Origin of the sequence: Halomonas cibimaris, assembly GCF_039537045.1 — a bacterium.
GTDB classification, from domain to species: Bacteria; Pseudomonadota; Gammaproteobacteria; order Pseudomonadales; family Halomonadaceae; genus Vreelandella; species Vreelandella cibimaris.
Genome location: NZ_BAAAZT010000057.1, coordinates 1 through 17819 on the forward strand (window position 1 = coordinate 1; position 17819 = coordinate 17819).

Below are 17819 nucleotides of genomic sequence, written 5' to 3' on the forward strand. Positions count from 1 at the left end.
CCGCTGGGAGCCTATCTCTCTTTTGATCGCCTCTGTGATGAGGTACACCGCCTACTTGGTGGTTATGGCACTGAATACGCGATTAATTTTGAATAAGCACTTACCTAACCCTTTAGCTGTCGGGTCCAGTGTGATTGACAATTCGTTTGGTAAATAACTCAGACCGCTGGCTCTGCCATGCTTTCATCGCAGTAATCGGCAATTGATGGTGCAGTACTTTTTGCGAGATAAGGTGATTTTACAGCCATATATAGCGTTTGAGTGTCTGCTCCCGGTCTTTCCTGAGGTATACGTCGAGTCGCCAGCACATCGCTGATGGGTTCGTAGCTCTCCCTCTCTGAGCTAGATAAGGCCGCCATGGCCGCAGAACAGCGCATCGTTGCCATTTACTGAGCCTTAACTGGCTGAAAACACTTCGGCCTGCGCCCGGCTCCAGCTAAAGGTGTCAAGACCCTATTCACATGACCGATGGCCTTTGCAAATCACTCTGGGCGCTCTTCGCCTGCGTTATTCCCCCAGGCCTCGGAGAATGACTGCTCCTCCAGACCCTCGAAGCGGTCCGTCACATAGCGGCTGTGACAGGCCACGCAGGATTCGGTCATGCGGTTGAAGGTATTGACCTGAGCCTGAGTATTCTGCTGTTTGCCCGCTTCGGCCAGAGACGCCGCCAGTTGATGGAAGCGCGTGTCCATCTGCAGAAACGCCTCGGGAACCGCCGCCTTCAAGTCCTTACGGTCCTGTTTGGTCAAGGACTGTTCCAGAATGAAGCTGTCGTGAATGGCCAGGCCCTTCTGCGCCACCTCATCATGCCGTCCCTGGATGATAGCGCTATAGGTCTCCTGCATCGCCGCCTCGACCTCGACCATCTCCTTGACCAGCAGCCCACGCAGCTTCTCGGTCAAATCAGGACCTACCGGCTGCGCCGCGAAAACGGTAGCGCTCAATGTCAGGCCAGCCAGCGCGGCAGCCGATACAATGATGCGGTGTGTCTGTCGTTTACTCATGATCTACCTCACGGTCACGTTGATTTGCTTGCATTCACCGGGCAGCACATCGAAACGTCTCAACTCGCCTCTCTTGCCTAAAGCCTGGCGTCGGACGCAGCTTCCTCTACCCTTGCCCAGCCCAGGTCGTCGAAGATCACATAGAGTGCCGGAATCACTACCAGCACCAGCACGGTGGAAGTCAGCAGGCCAAACACCACCGCAATGACCAGCGGCTGCACTGCCGCCGCCTGGGCGCTGGTCTCGGCCAGCAGCGGCAGGAGCCCGGCGATGGTGGTGCTCGTCGAAATCAGGATGGCGCGCAGGCGGTCGCGGCTGGCCTGGCCCGCCGCGGCGATGGCGGATTGCCCCGCGGCGCGGTAGCTCTTGATGAAGTGAATCAGCAGGATGGCGTTGTTGACCACGATGCCGGCCAGGGACGCCGCGCCGATCATCGAGGGCATCGACAGATAAAAGCCCATCGCCACATGGCCCCAGAGCGCGCCGACGAAGGCCAGCGGGATCGACAGCATGACAATCAGCGGTTCGACATAGCTTCTGAACTGGAAGGAAAGGATGACGAAGATGCCGAGCAGACCGATCAGCAGCGCGCGCCGGATCGAGCCGCCGGTCTCCGCGGAGCGGGCGACCTGACCCTCGAAAGCGACCGCCACCTGGGGATGGCGCGTCTGGAAATCGGGCAGCCAGTGCCGGCGAATATCGTCGACAACCGCCTGGGCATTGGCCAAGGTCGCATCCACGTCGGCGGTCACGGTAGCGGTACGCTGGCCATCGACCCGAGTGATCCGCGCCCAGTCCCGGGCCTTGTCGATGTTGGCGACGACTTCAAGGGGCACTCGGCCTCCCCCCGGAAGCTGCACGGTCAGATCCTGAAGGTCATCCAGGCTCTGTCGATCCTGCTCGGCATGGCGCACCAGGATGTCCACGTCCCGCTGGCCGATGCGCAGGGTGTCGCTGATTTGCCCGAGCATGGCGGCGCGCAGCTGCGCGGCGATCTCTTCGGCGCTCAGCCCCAGCCCGTGGGCGCCTTCGGCCAGCGACAGGCGGCGCTCGGGCTTGCCGGGCCGCAGGTCATCGATGACGTTGTAGACGCCCGCATAGCCGGCGAGATGCTCGCCGAGCTCCCGCGAAGCGGTCTTCAGCCCAGCCAGACTCTCCCCCTGCAGACGCACCTCGATGGGAATGCCCGCCGGCCCGAATCCCGGCTCTTGAATAATCAGGCTGAGCAAGCCGGGAATATCGCCGATCTCCTTCTGCCAGGCCGCGGTCAGCTCATTCAGGCTCAGGCGGCGCCGCTCGGCGCCAAGCAGATCGACGATCAGCGTGGCCACATGGGCACCGGCCTCGCGAGCGCTGGGATTGTGGTTGAAGCGTACCTGAACGGCGCGCACCAGGGGCGTCTCATCCGGCTGCTCGGGGGTCAGCCGCTCGTCGATCTCGCGCAGGGCGTTCTCAACCCGGGAAGCCACCGCCTCGGTGCGTGATAATGGCGTGCCCTGGGGCATCAGGATGCGTGCTTCGAGCACGTCGCCATCGATCTCGGGCATCGCCTCGCTGCCGATATGGCCGCCGGCAAGATAGCCGCCGGAGCCCAGCAGCAGGATCAGCACGCTGCCCAGCAGGGCGTAGCGCCAGCGAATCGCCGCCTCGACCAGGCGTCCGACGCCCTCGCGAAAGCGCTCGAAACGGCGCTCGAAGCCGGCGCGCAGCCGTGACGGCTCGGCCTGCAGGCGATGAAGACTGCCCTTCAGATGATGCGGCAGAATGAAGAAGGCTTCGATCAGACTCGCCGCCAGGGCAGCAATCAGGACGACCGGCAGCACCTTGAGCACCTCGCCCATCTCGCCGACCAGAAAGGCGAGCGGCACGAAGACCGCCGCCGTGGTCAGAAACGACGACACCACCCCGGGGAGTACGCCCCGGGTGCCCGCGACTACCGCTTCCAGCGGCGTCGCGGCCTTCCGAGCCTGAGTGGCGATGTTGTCGGTGATCACGATGGCATCGTCCATGACGATACCGATCGCCATCAGCAGCCCCACCAGGGTGATCATGTTGAGCGTCAATCCGGCCAGTCCCATGACCGCAAAGGCGCCCAGGAAGGCCACCGGCAGGCCCAGTACCGCCCATAGCGCCAATCGCGGCCGAAAGAACAGGCTCATCACCAGCACCACCAGCGCAAACCCCATGACGCCGTTTTCGACCAGCATCTGCAGGCGGTCGCGCACGATGCTGGTCATGTCCTGGGTCAGGGTCAGCGAAACATCGCCGTCCAGGCGCTGGCGCTCGCTTTCGGCTACCGCCTGCAGACCCTTCATCACGTCCAGGGCATCGTCGCGCAGGGTCTTGTGCACCTCCAGCACCAGGGCGCGCTGGCCGTCGAACCAAACCTTCTCCTCCTCGCGCTCGGGTGTCTCCCGCAGGGTGGCGATCTGGCCCAGGGTCAGATCGCCCCCGTCGGCGCCGGAGACGACCACCACATCCTGCAGCTCGCGCAGGGAGTGGCGCTGGTCGGTGAAGCGCAGTTGGATATCCTGGCTCGAGGTTTCCAGAATGCCCAGCGGCATGTCGATATTCTGGCGGGAAAGGGTCGCCGCCAGCTCGCTCGCCGAGAGGCCGTACTGCCCCAGCACCTGCTGGGGAATCTCGATCTGCCACTGGCGCTGGGAAAGCCCCTGGATATCGACCCTGGCCACGCCGGGCAGGCGCAGCAGCCGATCCTCCAGCGTCTTGGCATAATCCTCCAGACCGGACAGCGACATGTCGCCGCCCACCGCCACCGCCGCCACCAGATCGCTGCGGTGCAGCTCGCGCACGACCGGCGGGTCGGCGCGTTCGGGGAAGTCGGTGATGGCTTCAACCTCGGTAGAGATATCGTCCAGGAAGCGGCCGATATCACCATCGTCCTCCATGGTGGCCGTGGCGCTGGCCAGATTGTCCTGGGCCACGCAGACGAACTCGTCAAGGAAGTCCACGCCGGTCAGCGCATCGTGAAGGCGACGACAGATCTGATCCTCGACGTCCGCGGCGGTAGCGCCGCGATACTTCACCTCGATGCCCACCTCGCCGGGCCGGTAGTCGGGAAAGGTCTCGCGCTTGAGGTTGGGAACGGCGAACAGCCCCACCGCCAGCAGCAGAATCAATAACAGATTGGCGGCGGTGGGATGACCGGCGAACCAGCGAATCATGACTTCTCTCCCAACGCCTGGCGACGAAGACGCCGTGCCAATTCCTCATCGCGTCGCGGATCGATCGCCATGCCGTTGATGGCCGGCACCAAGTCGTCCACGATCACGCTGTCACCTTCCTCGAGCCCTTCCGTCACCACCGCCAGATCGTGCTGTTCGAAGGCGACACGCACCGGTCGGCGCACGAGGTGCTGATCGCTATCGACCACGTAGACTTCACCCTGATGCACCGCCGTCGCCGGCACCACCATCCGCGGGTTCGGCGCTCTGGACGCCAGCCGTACCTGCACGTACATGTCGCGCACCAGCGCAGGCTGCGTCAGCGGCGCCACCTGCCGGTAGGGCTCCTCGACCCGCACCACGACCCGGGCGGTGCGGGTGGCCGGATCCAGGCCGTTGGCGATGCGCACGACCCGGGCCGGCCAGCGCGCGCTCTTCCCGGCGACCAGGGTCACCTCGGCATCGATGGCGGAGAAATCCAGCCGCTGGGCAATGTCCAGGATCCCGTCTTCGGCATCGCGAACGGTCTGGGTGCCGAGCAGGCGGCGCAGCATGTCCATCGGCACCTGGGCCACCACCTCGGCGGCCTCGATGCCCTCGGCGCGGAACAGGCGCTGACCGGCGTTGATGTACTGATGCAGCTCGGCCTCGACCTCGCCCAGGCGCAGGTCATAGGGCGCTTCGAAGCGCGTATCCTCGAGATCACGGCGCGCCTGATCCAGGCGCGTGGTCGTACGCTCGACTTCCGCTTCCAGGCGCTGGCGGCGCGAAGGGATGAGCTGCAGCTCGTTTTCCAGCGACTGCACGGTCTGACGCTGGGCCAGGGTCGCGCGCCGCTCGTCGCCCAGCCGCGAGCGGGATACCGAGCCGCTGCTGGCCAGGCGCTGGATGCGCGCCAGCTCCTGCTCCGCCAGCTCCAGGCGTTCACGCTCCAGGGCGACCAGGTGCCGGGTATTCTCCGCTTCCCGCTTCAGCTGCGCCTGCTCCGCGGCAAGGCTGGCCAGCTGCGCCTGGGCCTCGGCTTCGGCCAGCCGATAGCGGCTGGGATCGATCTCCAGCAGCAGGGTGCCCTCTGCCAGTAGCGTGCCGCTCTCCAGATCCTCATGGCGTTCGACGACACGTCCCGGCACGTTGGCAGTGGCGTCCCAGGTGCGGGCGGGCCGCGCGGTGCCGTAGCCCCGCGCCTCGACGACGAAGGGTAGCGACTCGACCGCAACGACGCGCACCGTGGGTATCCTCAAGGCGTCCTTGCCGCGCGAGGGTGTCTGGCGATTGATGACGAAGACCACGATCAGCAGGATACCAATCGCCAGCCCCAACGCGATCAGCAGGCCACGCCCCCAACGCTTGAGTCGCGAGCTCATGTCTCCTCCCTGGCCTGGACGGCGCGTCGATAGAGCAGAAAGGCCTCGGGCGCCTGTTCAGCAATGCGCGCGACATCGTCGTCAATCAGGGATTGCACCACCAGCCCCTGCACGGTGCCGATGAACTGGGTGGCCGCCGTCTCGATATTCAAGTCAGCACGCAACTCACCGCTTGCCCTGCCCTCTGTCAGAATGGCCGCGAGTCGTTCGCGGTATTTGGCAAGCATGGAGCGTAACAGTCGTGTGGCATCTGTCGGCTCCGCGTGCTGCAGCTGCCCGAATATCAGACGCGGCACCCCGGGATGCTCGACAATGAAATCGGTATGCGCCATGAACATGGCCTCCAGGGCCATCAACGGCGTCGCGCGGCGGTCGACGGCTGCATCCAGACGCCGCATGAGTCGCTCGGTGATCCAGGCCACGACCGCCTGCCACATCTCGTCCTTGCCGGTGAAATGACGAAACAGCGCCCCCTGGGTCACGCCCATGCGTGCAGCGATGGCGGCCGTGGTGATGCGAGCGGGGTCCTGTTCAGCGCACAGCTCCACCATGGCACGCACGGTCCGCTCCTTGCGTTCTTCCGCGGGTAGATGATGGGTTCTTGCCATGAGCATCTTCCAAAAGATAGTAATCAGTTACTATCTTAATTTCGAAAAGCTCTTTTTACCAGCAGGATGTGTCGGGCACTACCTGTATGATCCTGCTCCTATTTCTCGGGATACTATTTTCTTGGGACCCTATATCCTGGGATCCTGCATCCATCCAGAGGTCAATAAATGTCTTCACGATAGCGTCCCCGGGCCTTGAGCGTCGCCACGTCCATGCCTAGCGGCGCGATGACCTCGTTCAGCGCCGCCATGACGCTTGCCGCCATGTCTCGGCCACCGCAGACTAGGATCTGCGCGCCCTTCTCGATCAGCTGGCGCAGTTCCGCGCCATCCACGGCAATCTTGTCCTGCACATAGGCACCCTCATCGACGCGGGAAAAGATCGCGTTCAGCGACCAGAAACCCGTATGCCGCGATGCAGAGGCTGGCGTGATGGTGAAAGCCTCGCCAGTTGCGCCCCTCATAGTGACCCAAGCCGAACTCCTGCTTGAGCTCCTGATAGTGGCGCTCGATTTGCCAGCGCGCCTTGGCGATGGCCACCAGCATCGTCAAACGCGGTTGGCATGTCCCAGCCTGGGGGTTAGGTCGTCAAGGTAGGCATTGAAGACTATGCCGAGAAAGCCATCAGGACGAGGAAGGATCGTGCCACTCAAGTCGCACCTCCAACCCCCCTCGCTCATGGTTTCGCAACTTCAACTCGGCATGCTGTCGTTTCGCCAACGCGACGGCGATCGATAGTCCCAGGCCGCTACCGCTGATACTCTGCGACGAGGCACGTCGAAAACGCTGGGTCACGGATCCCAGTAAAGCCTCGGGTATTCCCGGGCCGGTATCGCGTATGATCAGCTGGAGTCCCTGGGGCACCTTGTCGAGGGAGACCGTGACGCGGCCTTCATCCGGCGTATAGCGCATCGCGTTGTCCAACAGGTTGCGTATGAGGATGCCAAGCTCGGTGGCATTGGCCGTCACGTAGCATGGCTCTTCCCTGGCGCGAGTAGTCCCGGCTATTTCCAACGTCTGTCCGCGCGACTCGGCCAACGGCCAAAGTTCCGCCGCCAGGTCTTCCACCAGCAGCCCTACATCAATCTTCTCGACATTATGCTGCTGACGCTGGTCCAGGCGTGCCAATATCAATAGCTGCTCGACCACGCGCTGTAATCGCTCGATACCGATCCTGGCCTTATCCAGCGATGCCGCTTCACCCTCGACGGCGTTATCCAACTGGATCTTCAGTCCGGCCAAGGGCGTGCGCAGTTCGTGAGCGGCGTCGGCGGTAAAGCGGCGCTCCTTTTGCAGAGCTTCACCGAGCCTGGTGATAAAATCGTTGAGGGCGCGATGCAGCCCGTCAAGCTCCCGCGGTACCGATAGACTGATGGGGCTCAGGTCCGTTTGATCCCGGCCACGTACCTGTCGTGACAATTGTTCAATGGGCGTGAGTCCGCGACGAATCGCGCGCATCATCAGCCACAGTGCCAGTGGCATCATCAACAGCATCGGCCAGAGATGGTTGATCGTGATGCGGTTGACGATGGACTGATGGAAGCGCTGCTGGAGACCGATACGCAGCCAAGTCTCGCTGTTGCTATCAAACAGGCTGAAGACTCGCCAGCGCCGACCCTCGTAGTCGACCCAGCGAAAACCTTCTTCTCGCGGCGCGGGGAAGGCGGACGTTTCGTGCCAGCGAGGCCCCATCATGAGCGGGCGGCCCTGCGCGTTCCAAAAGCCCAGGCCCACCTTTTTTTCTTCATGATGGAAAAGGGCGGCTGCCGACGTCTGCGCTGTCGTATCAGTTAGCAGGTCGTCATACAGCTGCGCCGGATGGTCTGGCTGGCTCAGCTGCCGAGACAGTGCACGGTATACCTCGGTATTGGGTGAGTCTGGTAGAAAAGACGCCATGATACGCGCCTCGAGGCTAAGCTGAGCGTCAAGAATTTCTTCAAGCTCGTGCTGGGAAATCAAGTACGCCGCGACAACGGACAGCGCGCTAACCGCTATCAGGGTAATGGCCAACGTGCGGACCAGATATCGGCGTATTGAAATCATGTCGCCCGGCTGTCCAGGCGATAGCCGATACCACGCACGGTGGTAATCAGTCGCTTGTCAAGTTTCTTGCGCAAGTGGTGCACATGAACCTCCAGAGCGTTGGATTCCACTCCCTCACCCCAACCGTAGAGCAGGCTTTCCAAGCGAGTGCGCGAGAGGACTTTATCGGCATGGCGTACCAGCTCGAGCAGCAAGGCGTATTCGCGCCGCCTCAAGTCAACTTCCTGGTCACGCCAGGACACTTTGTGGCTGGCCTCATCAATTAACAGATCGCCAAGCTTAAGTTCGCAAGAGCTGTGACCGGAGGCGCGCCGAGTCACGACCCGCAAACGGGCCAGCAATTCCTGCAAATCAAAAGGCTTGAGCACGTAATCGTCTGCTCCGGCATCCAGTCCGCGAATGCGTGACTCTATCGCATCTCGCGCGGTCAGAATCAGCAAGGGCACATTGCTTGTGCGGCGTACGCTCGCCAGCACCTCCAGGCCATCGATATCCGGCAGTCCCAGATCCAATATCACCGCCGAGAAGTCTTCGTTTTCCAGAGCGGTTAGGCCCTCGCGTCCTCGAGAAAGCCAGTCAACCACATAGCCTTGGCGCTCTAGGGCACATTTGACACCGTCTCCCAGCAGGGAATCATCCTCTATCAGCAGTATGCGCATTGTCTATCCTCACGAGTCCTGACTCGATTATCGGCTAGCAGGCTTAAGATTTGCTTAAGCATGCATTATGCGTTGTTCTCTTTTGTCCTGTCTGCATGAAGAGCCTCGTCATATATCCCCCATGACCTGTCATCATCTTGTAGTGATCCACTATTTTCGGACAGTACGTTAAATCTTTTCCTCGGCCGCCATAGGCGATATATCATCGTTGAAAGCATGGGGTTATTGCCGATTGTAGTAGCCCATCAGGTAGTCACCGATATCCTGACGTGCCTTGTGCAGATTCGTGTATCTCAGCGCGGGCACTCATTCCATTTTCAGACTACGGAACAACCGCTCCATCGGGGCGTTATCCCAGCCGTTGCCACCACAGCTCATGCTTTGCTGCATTCGGTAACGCCATAGCCGCTGACGGAACGACCGGCTGGCATACTGGCTATCCTGATCCGAGTGGAATATAAGGCCTTCTGGCCTACCGCGCGATCTCCAGGCATGATCCAGCGCCTTAATGACCAACGCTGCATAGAGGTCTCATGACCAGAACACAGTGCCGCCCCCCCGTTCATTACCCCACGATGCTCCCAGGAATGTAGCGAGGAAGAGATAGGGCCTAAGCTGACGTTAAGTAACGCCGGTTAGTCTGAAGGAGACAGTCTTTTAGCCTGAGGAGCCTATATATGACCATGCTTGCTTATTCAATTGGCTCGCCGGTCGGTCAGCGACTTCAATGTGAAAATCTTCTTATGTTGCCTATTGCGATATTGGCGCTGCTACACGGTGCCATGTTCACGGCGGGCACTGTCTATGGCGAATTACTGATGTTGGCTATGCTTGCCAGCCTCGGCTCCCTTCGGCTTGCCGCGTCGCCCAATACATCCCAGCTAGCAGATGACTTACAAGTCTTAGCCATAGCCGCGCTCGTTACCATCGCTATGCTGTACGTACTAGCCTAACCCGACTATGGCGACCAAGCCCCGTGCCTCCGAAGTTTATGTCAATTTGTCCCCTCTCATTCGATTGTGCATCGCGGTACGGCGCCCACTGAGAGACATATCGTCTAACAACGGATGATGCGGTCCTCACAGCTGCCGTATCAACTAGAAGCATAGGATCGGTTGTAAGTCTTCGTCGTTAAGGTTCGCGTCAGATTAGCGTGTTTCGATGACGGGTATGCCAACCAGCATGCACCCTGAATCAACGAGGAGAGCTACCATGAAAATCCGTCATTTCGTCGCCAGCGCCGCCCTGCTGTTCACCACTGCCGCTGTCGCGGGCCCGCAATGCACCGAGGCGCCGGAGTCCGAGTGGACGTCCCAGGGCGCCATGCAGCAGGAGCTGACCGATCAAGGCTACACCATCGACGAGTTCAAGGTGACCGATGGCAACTGCTACGAGATTTACGGCGAGGACAAAGAAGGTGTGAAAGTCGAGATCTACTTCAACCCAGTCAACGGCGAGGTCGTAAAGGAGTATCGCAATGACTGACACCCCGAAAGCGAGCGCCGTGACCCGGGACAACCGGGTCAAGGTCTGGGATCCGGCGGTGCGCGTCTTTCATTGGAGCCTAGTGGCGGCGTTTGCCGTCGCCTACTTCACTCCGGACAGCAACCGCGACATCCACGAATGGTCCGGCTATGTCGCCCTAGGGCTGGTGTTTTTTCGCCTGGTCTGGGGCGTGATCGGCAGTCGTCATGCACGCTTCAGTGACTTCGTGTCGGGCCCCAAGCGCCTGAGCGACTATCTGCGGCGCGCCCTGAAAGGACAGGAGCCGCGCTATATTGGTCATAATCCTGCGGCGGCGATCATGATCCTTTTCCTGCTCGCGGCCGTCGGTGTGATCGGCGTCAGCGGCTGGCTGCTGACCACCGACTGGGGATGGGGCAGCGAGACGATCGAAGAAGTGCACGAGATAGCGGTGAACATCACCCTTGTGGCGATCGCGCTGCACGTGGCGGCGGCGATCTACGAAAGCGTGCATCATCGAGAAAATCTGGTTCGTTCCATGGTGACCGGTCACAAACGGCGTTGAGCAACGGCATCTGTAATAGGAGGCATCAATGACTTATCACGATACTCGCCGGCGTTATGGCGCTGTCAGTCTTTTGTTTCATTGGGCGATGGCGCTTCTCATCATCGCCCAGTTCATGGCGCTCGGCGGCTACATCAATGACGGTGAACACTGGATCGGCAACACCATCGTTCCTTGGCACGTCGATATCGGGCTGCTACTGCTCGTTCTGGTGTCACTGCGGGTCCTCTGGATGCTGGGGCAGCGGGAACATCGCCCAGAGCTCCGCGGTCGTCATGCCATGCAGCTGATGGCGAAAGGCGGGCATCTCTTGCTCTATGTTTGCATGATACTGATGCCGGTGACGGGCATTCTGATCATGGTGGGCGAGGGCCATTCCCTGGGGTTTTTCGGCCTCCAGCTTCTCGCCGAGCGCGAGACGGAAATGTCCTGGGCGATCATGCTAGGCGAATCGCACGCGCCGATTTCCTGGCTATTCGTGGCCCTGGTACTCGGCCATTTGGGAGCGGCGCTGTATCACCATTTCGTCAAACATGACGATACGCTCCAGCGCATGACTGCAAGATCGTCGCTGCGGAGTCCGAATAACGGAACAAAGTAACCCCCTCTGTCAGCTTAGTTGTCCAGTTGGCGATTTCGCCTGAATTAACCTCAGAATGGGCAGCATAGGATGGTTCATGCCACATTATTCCGAGGAACGCAAGGCCGTAGTGCTAAAGCAATTGTTGCCGCTAGACAACCGTAGTGTGGCGTCGGTCGCCGCCGAAGCAGACATCGAGGATCAACCCTGTATGGTTGGCTGAAAACATGCCGACAACAAGGAATGTCTGTGCCTGGCAAGCGTAAAACCGGAGACGAATGGTCGGCCGATGCCAAGTTGGCCATGGTGATTGAAACGGCCCCCATCAGAAGCCGAGATGGGCGCCTACTGCCATGAAAAGGGGCTCTTCGTCGCTGGATGTGGAATTCGCCCCTGAGCCGGGCCAGGATATGACCTCCACATGGACAGGAGATAGAGCATGGACGGCACTCAGATTCTACCCCTCGGCCTGGGCCTTGAAGCGCTCTGGGTTCTCAAGGACCAGCACCTGGATACCGCCGTGTCGCCTCATCGCCTGGACCCCTATGTCGAGGCTGAGCGAGGCAGCCTCTACCCTTACCCGGAGTACGGCCAGGCCTGCCCGGCCCATGACTTCGCCGACAAGACCTGGCGGCATCTGAACTTCTTCCAGCACCACTGCTATCTGCATGCACGCGTCCCAAGTGCCAAGAGCATGGTGTCAAGCGCATCGAGGTGCCCTGGGCACGGCCCGGCAGTGACTTTACCCTGTTGTTCGAGCAGGCTGCCATATCGCTGATCAAGGAGATGCCGGTGCTGGCCGTCTCCCGGCAGCTGGAGATTGCCGACAAGCGCCTGTGGCGCATCGTGCACTACTATGTGGGACGGATGCTGTCCGAGGTCGCGGCTACCGGCCTGGATGAGACGGCCTCACGACGCGGCCAGCGCCATGTCACCGTGCTCCTTGACATGCAGCGTCCTCAGGAGCCGGTGATCTGTGCTGTGCCTGGCCATGGCAAGCCGCCATCGAGGCCTTCAGCGCCTTCCAGGCGGCGACCCGGACAACGTGGTCGAAGTCGTCTGTGACATGTCCCAGGCCTTCCTGAGTAGCGTGGCCGAGCACCTGCCCAGCGCCGAAATGACGGTCGACTGGTTCCACATCGTGCAGACTTTCACCAAGGCCCCTGGACGAGGTCCGCAAGCGAGAGCGCCGCCAACAAACTCATCCCAAGGCACTGCGCTGGGCGGTGCTGAAGAACACCGAGGCCGGCAACCTGACAGCCAACCAGGTCACCGCCCTCCAGGAGCTAGTAAGTGACCGTAGCGCCACGGCGGAAGCCTGGATCATCAAGGAGAAGCTGAGGTGGATCCAACAGGCGCCGACGCCACGAGGCGCTCGCTGGCGGATCACCCACTACCTGAACGTGATGCGCGTTGCAGTGGCCGACAACGCGCTCCTGAAACCGATGGCGAAAGCCCTGAATACGCTGGAACGAGATGCCGAGCAGGTGGTAAGGCGCTGGCTCTCCGGCCTGACCAACCGCACCTGGAAGGCATGAACGGTCTGTTCCTGGCCGCCAGGTCACGTGCACGCGGCTATCGGAACGAGGCCAACTTCATCGCCATGATCTATCTGATCGGTAGCCCTGTGGGGCGCATGCTGAATCACACTCAATCCACATGAAGTGACGAAGAACCCAAAAGAGCCGTCAATCACGCGGAACCCGACAGCTAATATCTTGAGTCGCTCGTTACTCAACGTGTTTTATCTTTGAGCTGGGGAGGAGGCATTTGGTATAACTTTGGCTCCAGACAATAGTGTCTCATAAAAATCCGGCGTATTGGCAATGCGAGAAGTTGAGTTAATTGTAATTAAATATTTAAACCCATTTTTTTAATAGCATCTTTAGCAGATGATATTGAATTCAAACAATAAGCGCAGCACCTGCAGTATCCAAGGCTCCTGAGTATTCTCCCAGAAACACCTGTGCGGGTGTCCGATAGCCGAGTGTTTCCCGGACAGTCTGCATCGTGCACAGGAGTTCTGAACAATTTCGAGGATCGTGCAGAGGTCTGCTGACACGTTTCGTTAACAAATCCGCTGCACACCGGATGCCTCACCCGATGAGCTAGCGCAATCGTCTCCCGATAATGATCACTGGGCAAACTCGTCGTGCAAACGTTCCAGAGACTCCGGGACTCGCTTCCCATAGGTTGCCAGCGCAAGCAGAACGGCGCGCCCGTCCGAAGGACTGCCGGGATGGTTTCTGACAGGCAGGCAAGAAGTGCGAATCCCTCTCACCCGCCTATTAATGACCTGGATCATTTTTTTGCCGCCGGGAAGTACCTAGACTCCATAGGCACAACATATGGTGTTTTTGTTTATGCTTGATACCATATATAGAAATCCGGTCAGTGAAGGAGTGCTCCATGGAAAGCCCGCAGCCTGGTACCGTCGGGGTGGCATCGACGATCAATGAATATCTGCAGCGCGCCGACTGGCGCGTCAATGCCAACGCCAATCAGGGCTATTCCCTGGGCGGGCTGATTCTCAACGCCTCGGGCAAGCTGATCGCCAACTACTGGCTGGACGAGGTCTACCCCGCCGCGGTGGGCGACGCCCATCGCGAGGGCGACCTGCATATCCACGATCTGGATATGCTCAGCGGCTACTGCGCCGGCTGGTCGCTGCGCACCCTGCTGACCGAAGGCTTCAATGGCGTGCCGGGCCGGGCAGAGAGCGCGCCGCCCCGGCACCTTTCCAGTGCCCTGGGGCAGATGGTCAATTTCCTCGGCACCTTGCAGAATGAGTGGGCCGGCGCCCAGGCGTTCAGCTCTTTCGACACCTATCTGGCGCCCTTCGTGCGCCTCGACCGGCTCGACTACCCGGCAGTGAAGCAGGCGGTGCAGGAGTTCATCTACAACCTCAACGTGCCCTCGCGCTGGGGCAGCCAGACGCCGTTCACCAATCTGACCTTCGACTGGGTCTGCCCGGCGGACCTGCGCGACCAGGTGCCGGTCATCAGCGGCCAGGAGCAACCCTTCACCTACGGCGAGCTGCAGGCCGAGATGGACCTGCTCAACCGCGCCTATCTGGAGGTGATGGAGGCAGGGGACTGCCGCGGCCGGACGTTCACCTTTCCGATCCCCACCTACAACATCACGCACGACTTCGACTGGCACAGCGACAACGCCGAGCGGCTCTTTGCGCTAACCGCCAAGTACGGCCTGCCGTACTTCCAGAACTTCCTCAACTCGGACCTGGAGCCGCACATGGTGCGTTCCATGTGCTGCCGGCTGCAGCTGGATCTCAGCGAGCTGTTCAAGCGCGGCAACGGCCTGTTCGGCAGCGCCGAGCAGACCGGCTCGCTGGGCGTGGTGACGATCAACTGCGCACGCCTGGGCCACCGCTTTGCCGGTGACCGGGCGGGGCTCTATGCCGAGCTGGACCGGCTGCTCGAGCTGGGCCGCGACAGCCTGGAGATCAAGCGCGAATGCATCCAGAAGTGGATGGACGGCGGCCTTTATCCCTACAGCCAACGCTACCTGGGCACGCTGCACAATCATTTCTCGACCCTGGGGGTAAACGGCCTCAACGAGATGGCGCGCAATATCAGCGACGATTACTACGATATCGCCGACCCTGAGGGACAGCAGCTGGCGGTCGAGGTGTTGGAGCATGTGCGTGAGCGGATGCGTGAGTTCCAGGAGAGCACCGGTCACCTCTACAACCTGGAGGCAACCCCGGCCGAGGGGACCACCTACCGTTTCGCCAAGGAGGACGCCAAGCGCTTTCCCGGTATTCTGCAGGCCGGGACGGCCCAGGCGCCTTACTACACCAACTCCAGCCAGCTGCCGGTAGGCCATACCGACGATCCCTTCGAGGCGCTGATCCACCAGGATCCGCTGCAGACGCGCTATACCGGCGGCACCGTGCTGCATCTCTACATGCGCGAGCGGCTCTCTTCGGCCAGCGCCTGCAGGAAGCTGGTCCACACCGCTCTATCGAGCTTTCACCTCCCCTATCTCACCGTGACGCCGACCTTCTCGATCTGTCCGGTGCACGGCTATCTGGCCGGCGAACACGAGTTCTGCCCGAAGTGCGACGACGCCCTTCTGGCACAGCGCGCCTCCCAGGCCGATACCCCGGCCTGAGGCATTGCCGACCCGTGAACGGGTCATCATCGTAAAGAGGAGCTTTTCATGAACCACTCCACCGAAACCCTGCCCACCGAACAGCGTCAGCGCTGCGAAATCTGGACTCGGGTGATGGGCTATCACCGCCCGGTCAGCCAGTTCAACCACGGCAAGCAGTCCGAACACTACGAGCGCTGCCACTTCCGGGAGCACGCCACCACCCGTTAAACCCACCACCACGCCGGACGCCTGCGGGCGTCCGGTCGGAATTTGCCGCTATGTCCCCCATTGAATCCCGTCGGCCGCAGTTGCCTGTGGCCGGCCTGACACCCATGACCACCCTGGACTATCCCGACCACCTCGCCTGCGTGGTTTTCCTGCAGGGCTGCCCCTTGCGCTGCGGCTACTGTCATAACCCGCAGATGCTCGAACCGAGAAAGGCCAAGCCCGATGAGTGGGCGGAGATCGAGGCCTTCCTTGACAGGCGCCGTGGCTTGCTGGAAGGCGTCGTGTTCAGCGGCGGCGAGCCTATGCTGCATGCTGATTTGCCGCTGGCCGCCGCGCGGGTTCGCGCCCTGGGCTTCAGGGTCGGGTTGCACACTGCCGGCGTTTATCCCCGGCGCCTGAAGGCGCTGCTGCCCTGGCTCGACTGGGTGGGGCTGGACGTGAAGGGTAGCGCCGAAAACTTCGACGTCATTGTCGGCCGACGCGGTATGGCTGCTGCCCATCGGGAGAGTCTGGCCCAGCTACTGGCCAGCGATGTCGCCTTCGAGTGCCGCACGACCGTCCACTGGCGCGACTGGACCCTGGCATCGCTACGCGATTTGGCCCTATCGCTGTCGGCGCAGGGAGTGACGCATTATGCTATCCAGATGGCACGCCCTCAGCAGTGTCTGGAAGAAGCCTACACTCAACCGGTGACAACGGCCCCGACGACTGCCGAGCTGCACGATCTCGTGCATCGCCTGCAGCCTGCCTTTCAACACCTGGAGCTGCGCGAAGGAGTGGTTTAGTTCGGTTGCGGAGCCTCTTTCGACGCCTGCTCGCCGTTACTGTCATTTTCAGCAAGTGGCTGATCGTCTCCACCACGGATCGCTGGGACAGCAGCGCCGAGAAAATGCTGGAAAACCAGGCTCTGATCCTGGTCGTCCCTCATGTCAGGATTTTTTTGAGCTTCTGCAAGGCCCTGTTCCGCTGCGCCCGGAAGAACCACTTGATGGCTTGAGTGTAGTTCTGGGGAACGCCCCTGCCTTCGCCATATAACAAGCCGAGACCGAATTGCGCCTCGATAATGCCCTGTTCCGCGGCCTGGCGAGTCCATTCAGCGGCTTGAGTATCGTCCTGGGAAACACCCTCGCCTTTGAGGTACATAATGCCCAGGTTGTGCTGCGCGTCGGCAATGCCCTGTTCCGCGGCCTGGCGGTACCACTTGACAGCTTGGGTGTCGTCCTGGGTGACGCCCCTGCCGTTGACGTACATGACGCCCAAATTGTGCTGCGCGCCGGCAAAACCCTGTTCCGCCGCCTGGTGGTACCACTCGACGGCTTGGGTGTCGTCCTGGGGGATGCCCCTGCCTTTGTCGTACATGACGGCTAGATTGTACTGCGCGGCGGCAAAGTCCTGTTCCGCGGCCTGGCGGAACCACTCAGCAGCCTGGGTGTAGTCTTGGGGAACTCCTATGCCGTTGTGGTACATGACGCCCAGATTGTGCTGCGCGGAGGCAAGGCCCTGTTCCGCGGCTTGGCGGAACCACTCAGCAGCTTTAGTGGTGTTCCGAGGAAAAACGCCCCTGCCGTTGAGGTACATGGCGCCAAAATTGTTCTGCGCTTGGGCATCGCCTTGTTCAGCGCGGTGTTTAGTATCGCTCTGACTGAGGTCGTCGAACCCGTTAACGCCAGTAAGCGAACGGGCGTAGATCACCAATACCACCCCTGCGATCACGGGGCTGACACACAGCAGGGCCCGTAACACGGTATCCAGCTCCATCATGCCTCCTTGCCCGCCTGGTGGAGTCTTCCCAGGAGAGCCATTTCCCCGGTGCTTTGTTTTCCTTGGCCGCTGCGTGTCAGGGGTCTGGGCGGCGTCGTTCGCTCTGGCAGTGTCTCCGTACGCTATTTACACCCCTTAGCCCGGCTTATTCATGAGGCTGGCTTGAAAATAAAGATGGCGAGGGGTTTCTCTTGTAGAATCAGGATGTTCCAGCCAGAACTTGATTCAAGAGGACCTCTCGC

Annotated in this window: 15 protein-coding genes and 4 pseudogenes; 8 read left to right on the forward strand and 11 right to left on the reverse strand. The window is 60.9% G+C overall.

Annotated elements, in window-relative coordinates; genetic code table 11:
- Positions 1 to 112 precede the first annotated feature (112 nt).
- From ABD654_RS06095 to ABD654_RS06140, 10 genes and pseudogenes are all read right to left on the reverse strand, one after another.
- A pseudogene (locus ABD654_RS06095) lies at positions 113 to 317 on the reverse strand (IS481 family transposase); the annotation flags it as partial.
- Between the two features lie 165 nt (positions 318 to 482).
- Positions 483 to 1004: a cytochrome c gene (locus ABD654_RS06100; protein ID WP_084286595.1), complete on the reverse strand. Its 522-nt coding sequence runs from the start codon at positions 1002 to 1004 to the stop codon at positions 483 to 485.
- A gap of 77 nt (positions 1005 to 1081) precedes the next feature.
- Positions 1082 to 4189 carry an efflux RND transporter permease subunit gene (locus ABD654_RS06105; protein WP_344703304.1) on the reverse strand — a complete coding sequence of 1036 codons (3108 nt, stop codon included), beginning with the start codon at positions 4187 to 4189 and terminating at the stop codon, positions 1082 to 1084.
- Entirely contained in the window at positions 4186 to 5553 is a 1368-nt protein-coding gene (locus ABD654_RS06110; RefSeq protein ID WP_027962675.1) for an efflux RND transporter periplasmic adaptor subunit, read from the reverse strand. The genes ABD654_RS06105 and ABD654_RS06110 overlap by 4 nt, the downstream gene beginning before the upstream one ends.
- Positions 5550 to 6104 (reverse strand): TetR/AcrR family transcriptional regulator, encoded by a 555-nt coding sequence (locus ABD654_RS06115; RefSeq protein ID WP_425552731.1) that lies wholly within the window; start codon positions 6102 to 6104, stop codon positions 5550 to 5552. The genes ABD654_RS06110 and ABD654_RS06115 overlap by 4 nt, the downstream gene beginning before the upstream one ends.
- A gap of 218 nt (positions 6105 to 6322) precedes the next feature.
- Positions 6323 to 6514, reverse strand: a complete 192-nt coding sequence (locus ABD654_RS06120; protein ID WP_311883927.1) for a ferredoxin reductase domain-containing protein — start codon at positions 6512 to 6514, stop codon at positions 6323 to 6325.
- A 31-nt stretch (positions 6515 to 6545) separates the two neighbouring features.
- Positions 6546 to 6707, reverse strand: a pseudogene (locus tag ABD654_RS06125) (transposase); the annotation flags it as partial.
- A 78-nt stretch (positions 6708 to 6785) separates the two neighbouring features.
- Complete coding sequence (locus ABD654_RS06130) at positions 6786 to 8204, reverse strand: ATP-binding protein (protein WP_311883926.1); 1419 nt, start codon at positions 8202 to 8204, stop codon at positions 6786 to 6788.
- On the reverse strand, positions 8201 to 8863 hold the full coding sequence (locus ABD654_RS06135; protein ID WP_027962683.1) for a response regulator: 663 nt from the start codon (positions 8861 to 8863) through the stop codon (positions 8201 to 8203). Before ABD654_RS06135 ends, ABD654_RS06130 begins: the two co-directional genes overlap by 4 nt.
- A 225-nt stretch (positions 8864 to 9088) precedes the next feature.
- A pseudogene (locus ABD654_RS06140) lies at positions 9089 to 9385 on the reverse strand (DDE-type integrase/transposase/recombinase); the annotation flags it as partial.
- A gap of 155 nt (positions 9386 to 9540) precedes the next feature.
- Here ABD654_RS06140 and ABD654_RS06145 point away from each other — a divergent pair.
- From ABD654_RS06145 to ABD654_RS06180, 8 genes and pseudogenes are all read left to right on the forward strand, one after another.
- Positions 9541 to 9816, forward strand: a complete 276-nt coding sequence (locus tag ABD654_RS06145) for a hypothetical protein (RefSeq protein ID WP_311883925.1) — start codon at positions 9541 to 9543, stop codon at positions 9814 to 9816.
- 259 nt (positions 9817 to 10075) lie between these two features.
- Positions 10076 to 10348 carry a PepSY domain-containing protein gene (locus tag ABD654_RS06150; protein ID WP_344703316.1) on the forward strand — a complete coding sequence of 91 codons (273 nt, stop codon included), beginning with the start codon at positions 10076 to 10078 and terminating at the stop codon, positions 10346 to 10348.
- Positions 10341 to 10892 carry a cytochrome b/b6 domain-containing protein gene (locus tag ABD654_RS06155; protein WP_311883924.1) on the forward strand — a complete coding sequence of 184 codons (552 nt, stop codon included), beginning with the start codon at positions 10341 to 10343 and terminating at the stop codon, positions 10890 to 10892. Before ABD654_RS06150 ends, ABD654_RS06155 begins: the two co-directional genes overlap by 8 nt.
- Before the next feature lie 28 nt (positions 10893 to 10920).
- A complete protein-coding gene (locus ABD654_RS06160) occupies positions 10921 to 11493 on the forward strand; it encodes a cytochrome b (protein WP_311883922.1) in 573 nt (190 codons plus the stop codon).
- Positions 11494 to 11911: 418 nt separating this feature from the next.
- Positions 11912 to 13135: pseudogene (locus tag ABD654_RS06165) on the forward strand (ISL3 family transposase).
- 746 nt (positions 13136 to 13881) lie between these two features.
- Positions 13882 to 15606 carry a ribonucleoside triphosphate reductase gene (locus tag ABD654_RS06170; protein ID WP_344703325.1) on the forward strand — a complete coding sequence of 575 codons (1725 nt, stop codon included), beginning with the start codon at positions 13882 to 13884 and terminating at the stop codon, positions 15604 to 15606.
- A gap of 48 nt (positions 15607 to 15654) precedes the next feature.
- Positions 15655 to 15816 (forward strand): anaerobic ribonucleoside-triphosphate reductase, encoded by a 162-nt coding sequence (gene nrdD / locus ABD654_RS06175; protein WP_017428931.1) that lies wholly within the window; start codon positions 15655 to 15657, stop codon positions 15814 to 15816.
- Positions 15817 to 15866: 50 nt separating this feature from the next.
- Positions 15867 to 16601 (forward strand): anaerobic ribonucleoside-triphosphate reductase activating protein, encoded by a 735-nt coding sequence (locus ABD654_RS06180; RefSeq protein ID WP_311883918.1) that lies wholly within the window; start codon positions 15867 to 15869, stop codon positions 16599 to 16601.
- Positions 16602 to 16740: 139 nt separating this feature from the next.
- Here the strand turns inward: ABD654_RS06180 and ABD654_RS06185 are convergent, their stop codons facing one another.
- A complete protein-coding gene (locus ABD654_RS06185; protein ID WP_344703322.1) occupies positions 16741 to 17574 on the reverse strand; it encodes a tetratricopeptide repeat protein in 834 nt (277 codons plus the stop codon).
- Between the last annotated feature and the right edge of the window lie 245 nt (positions 17575 to 17819).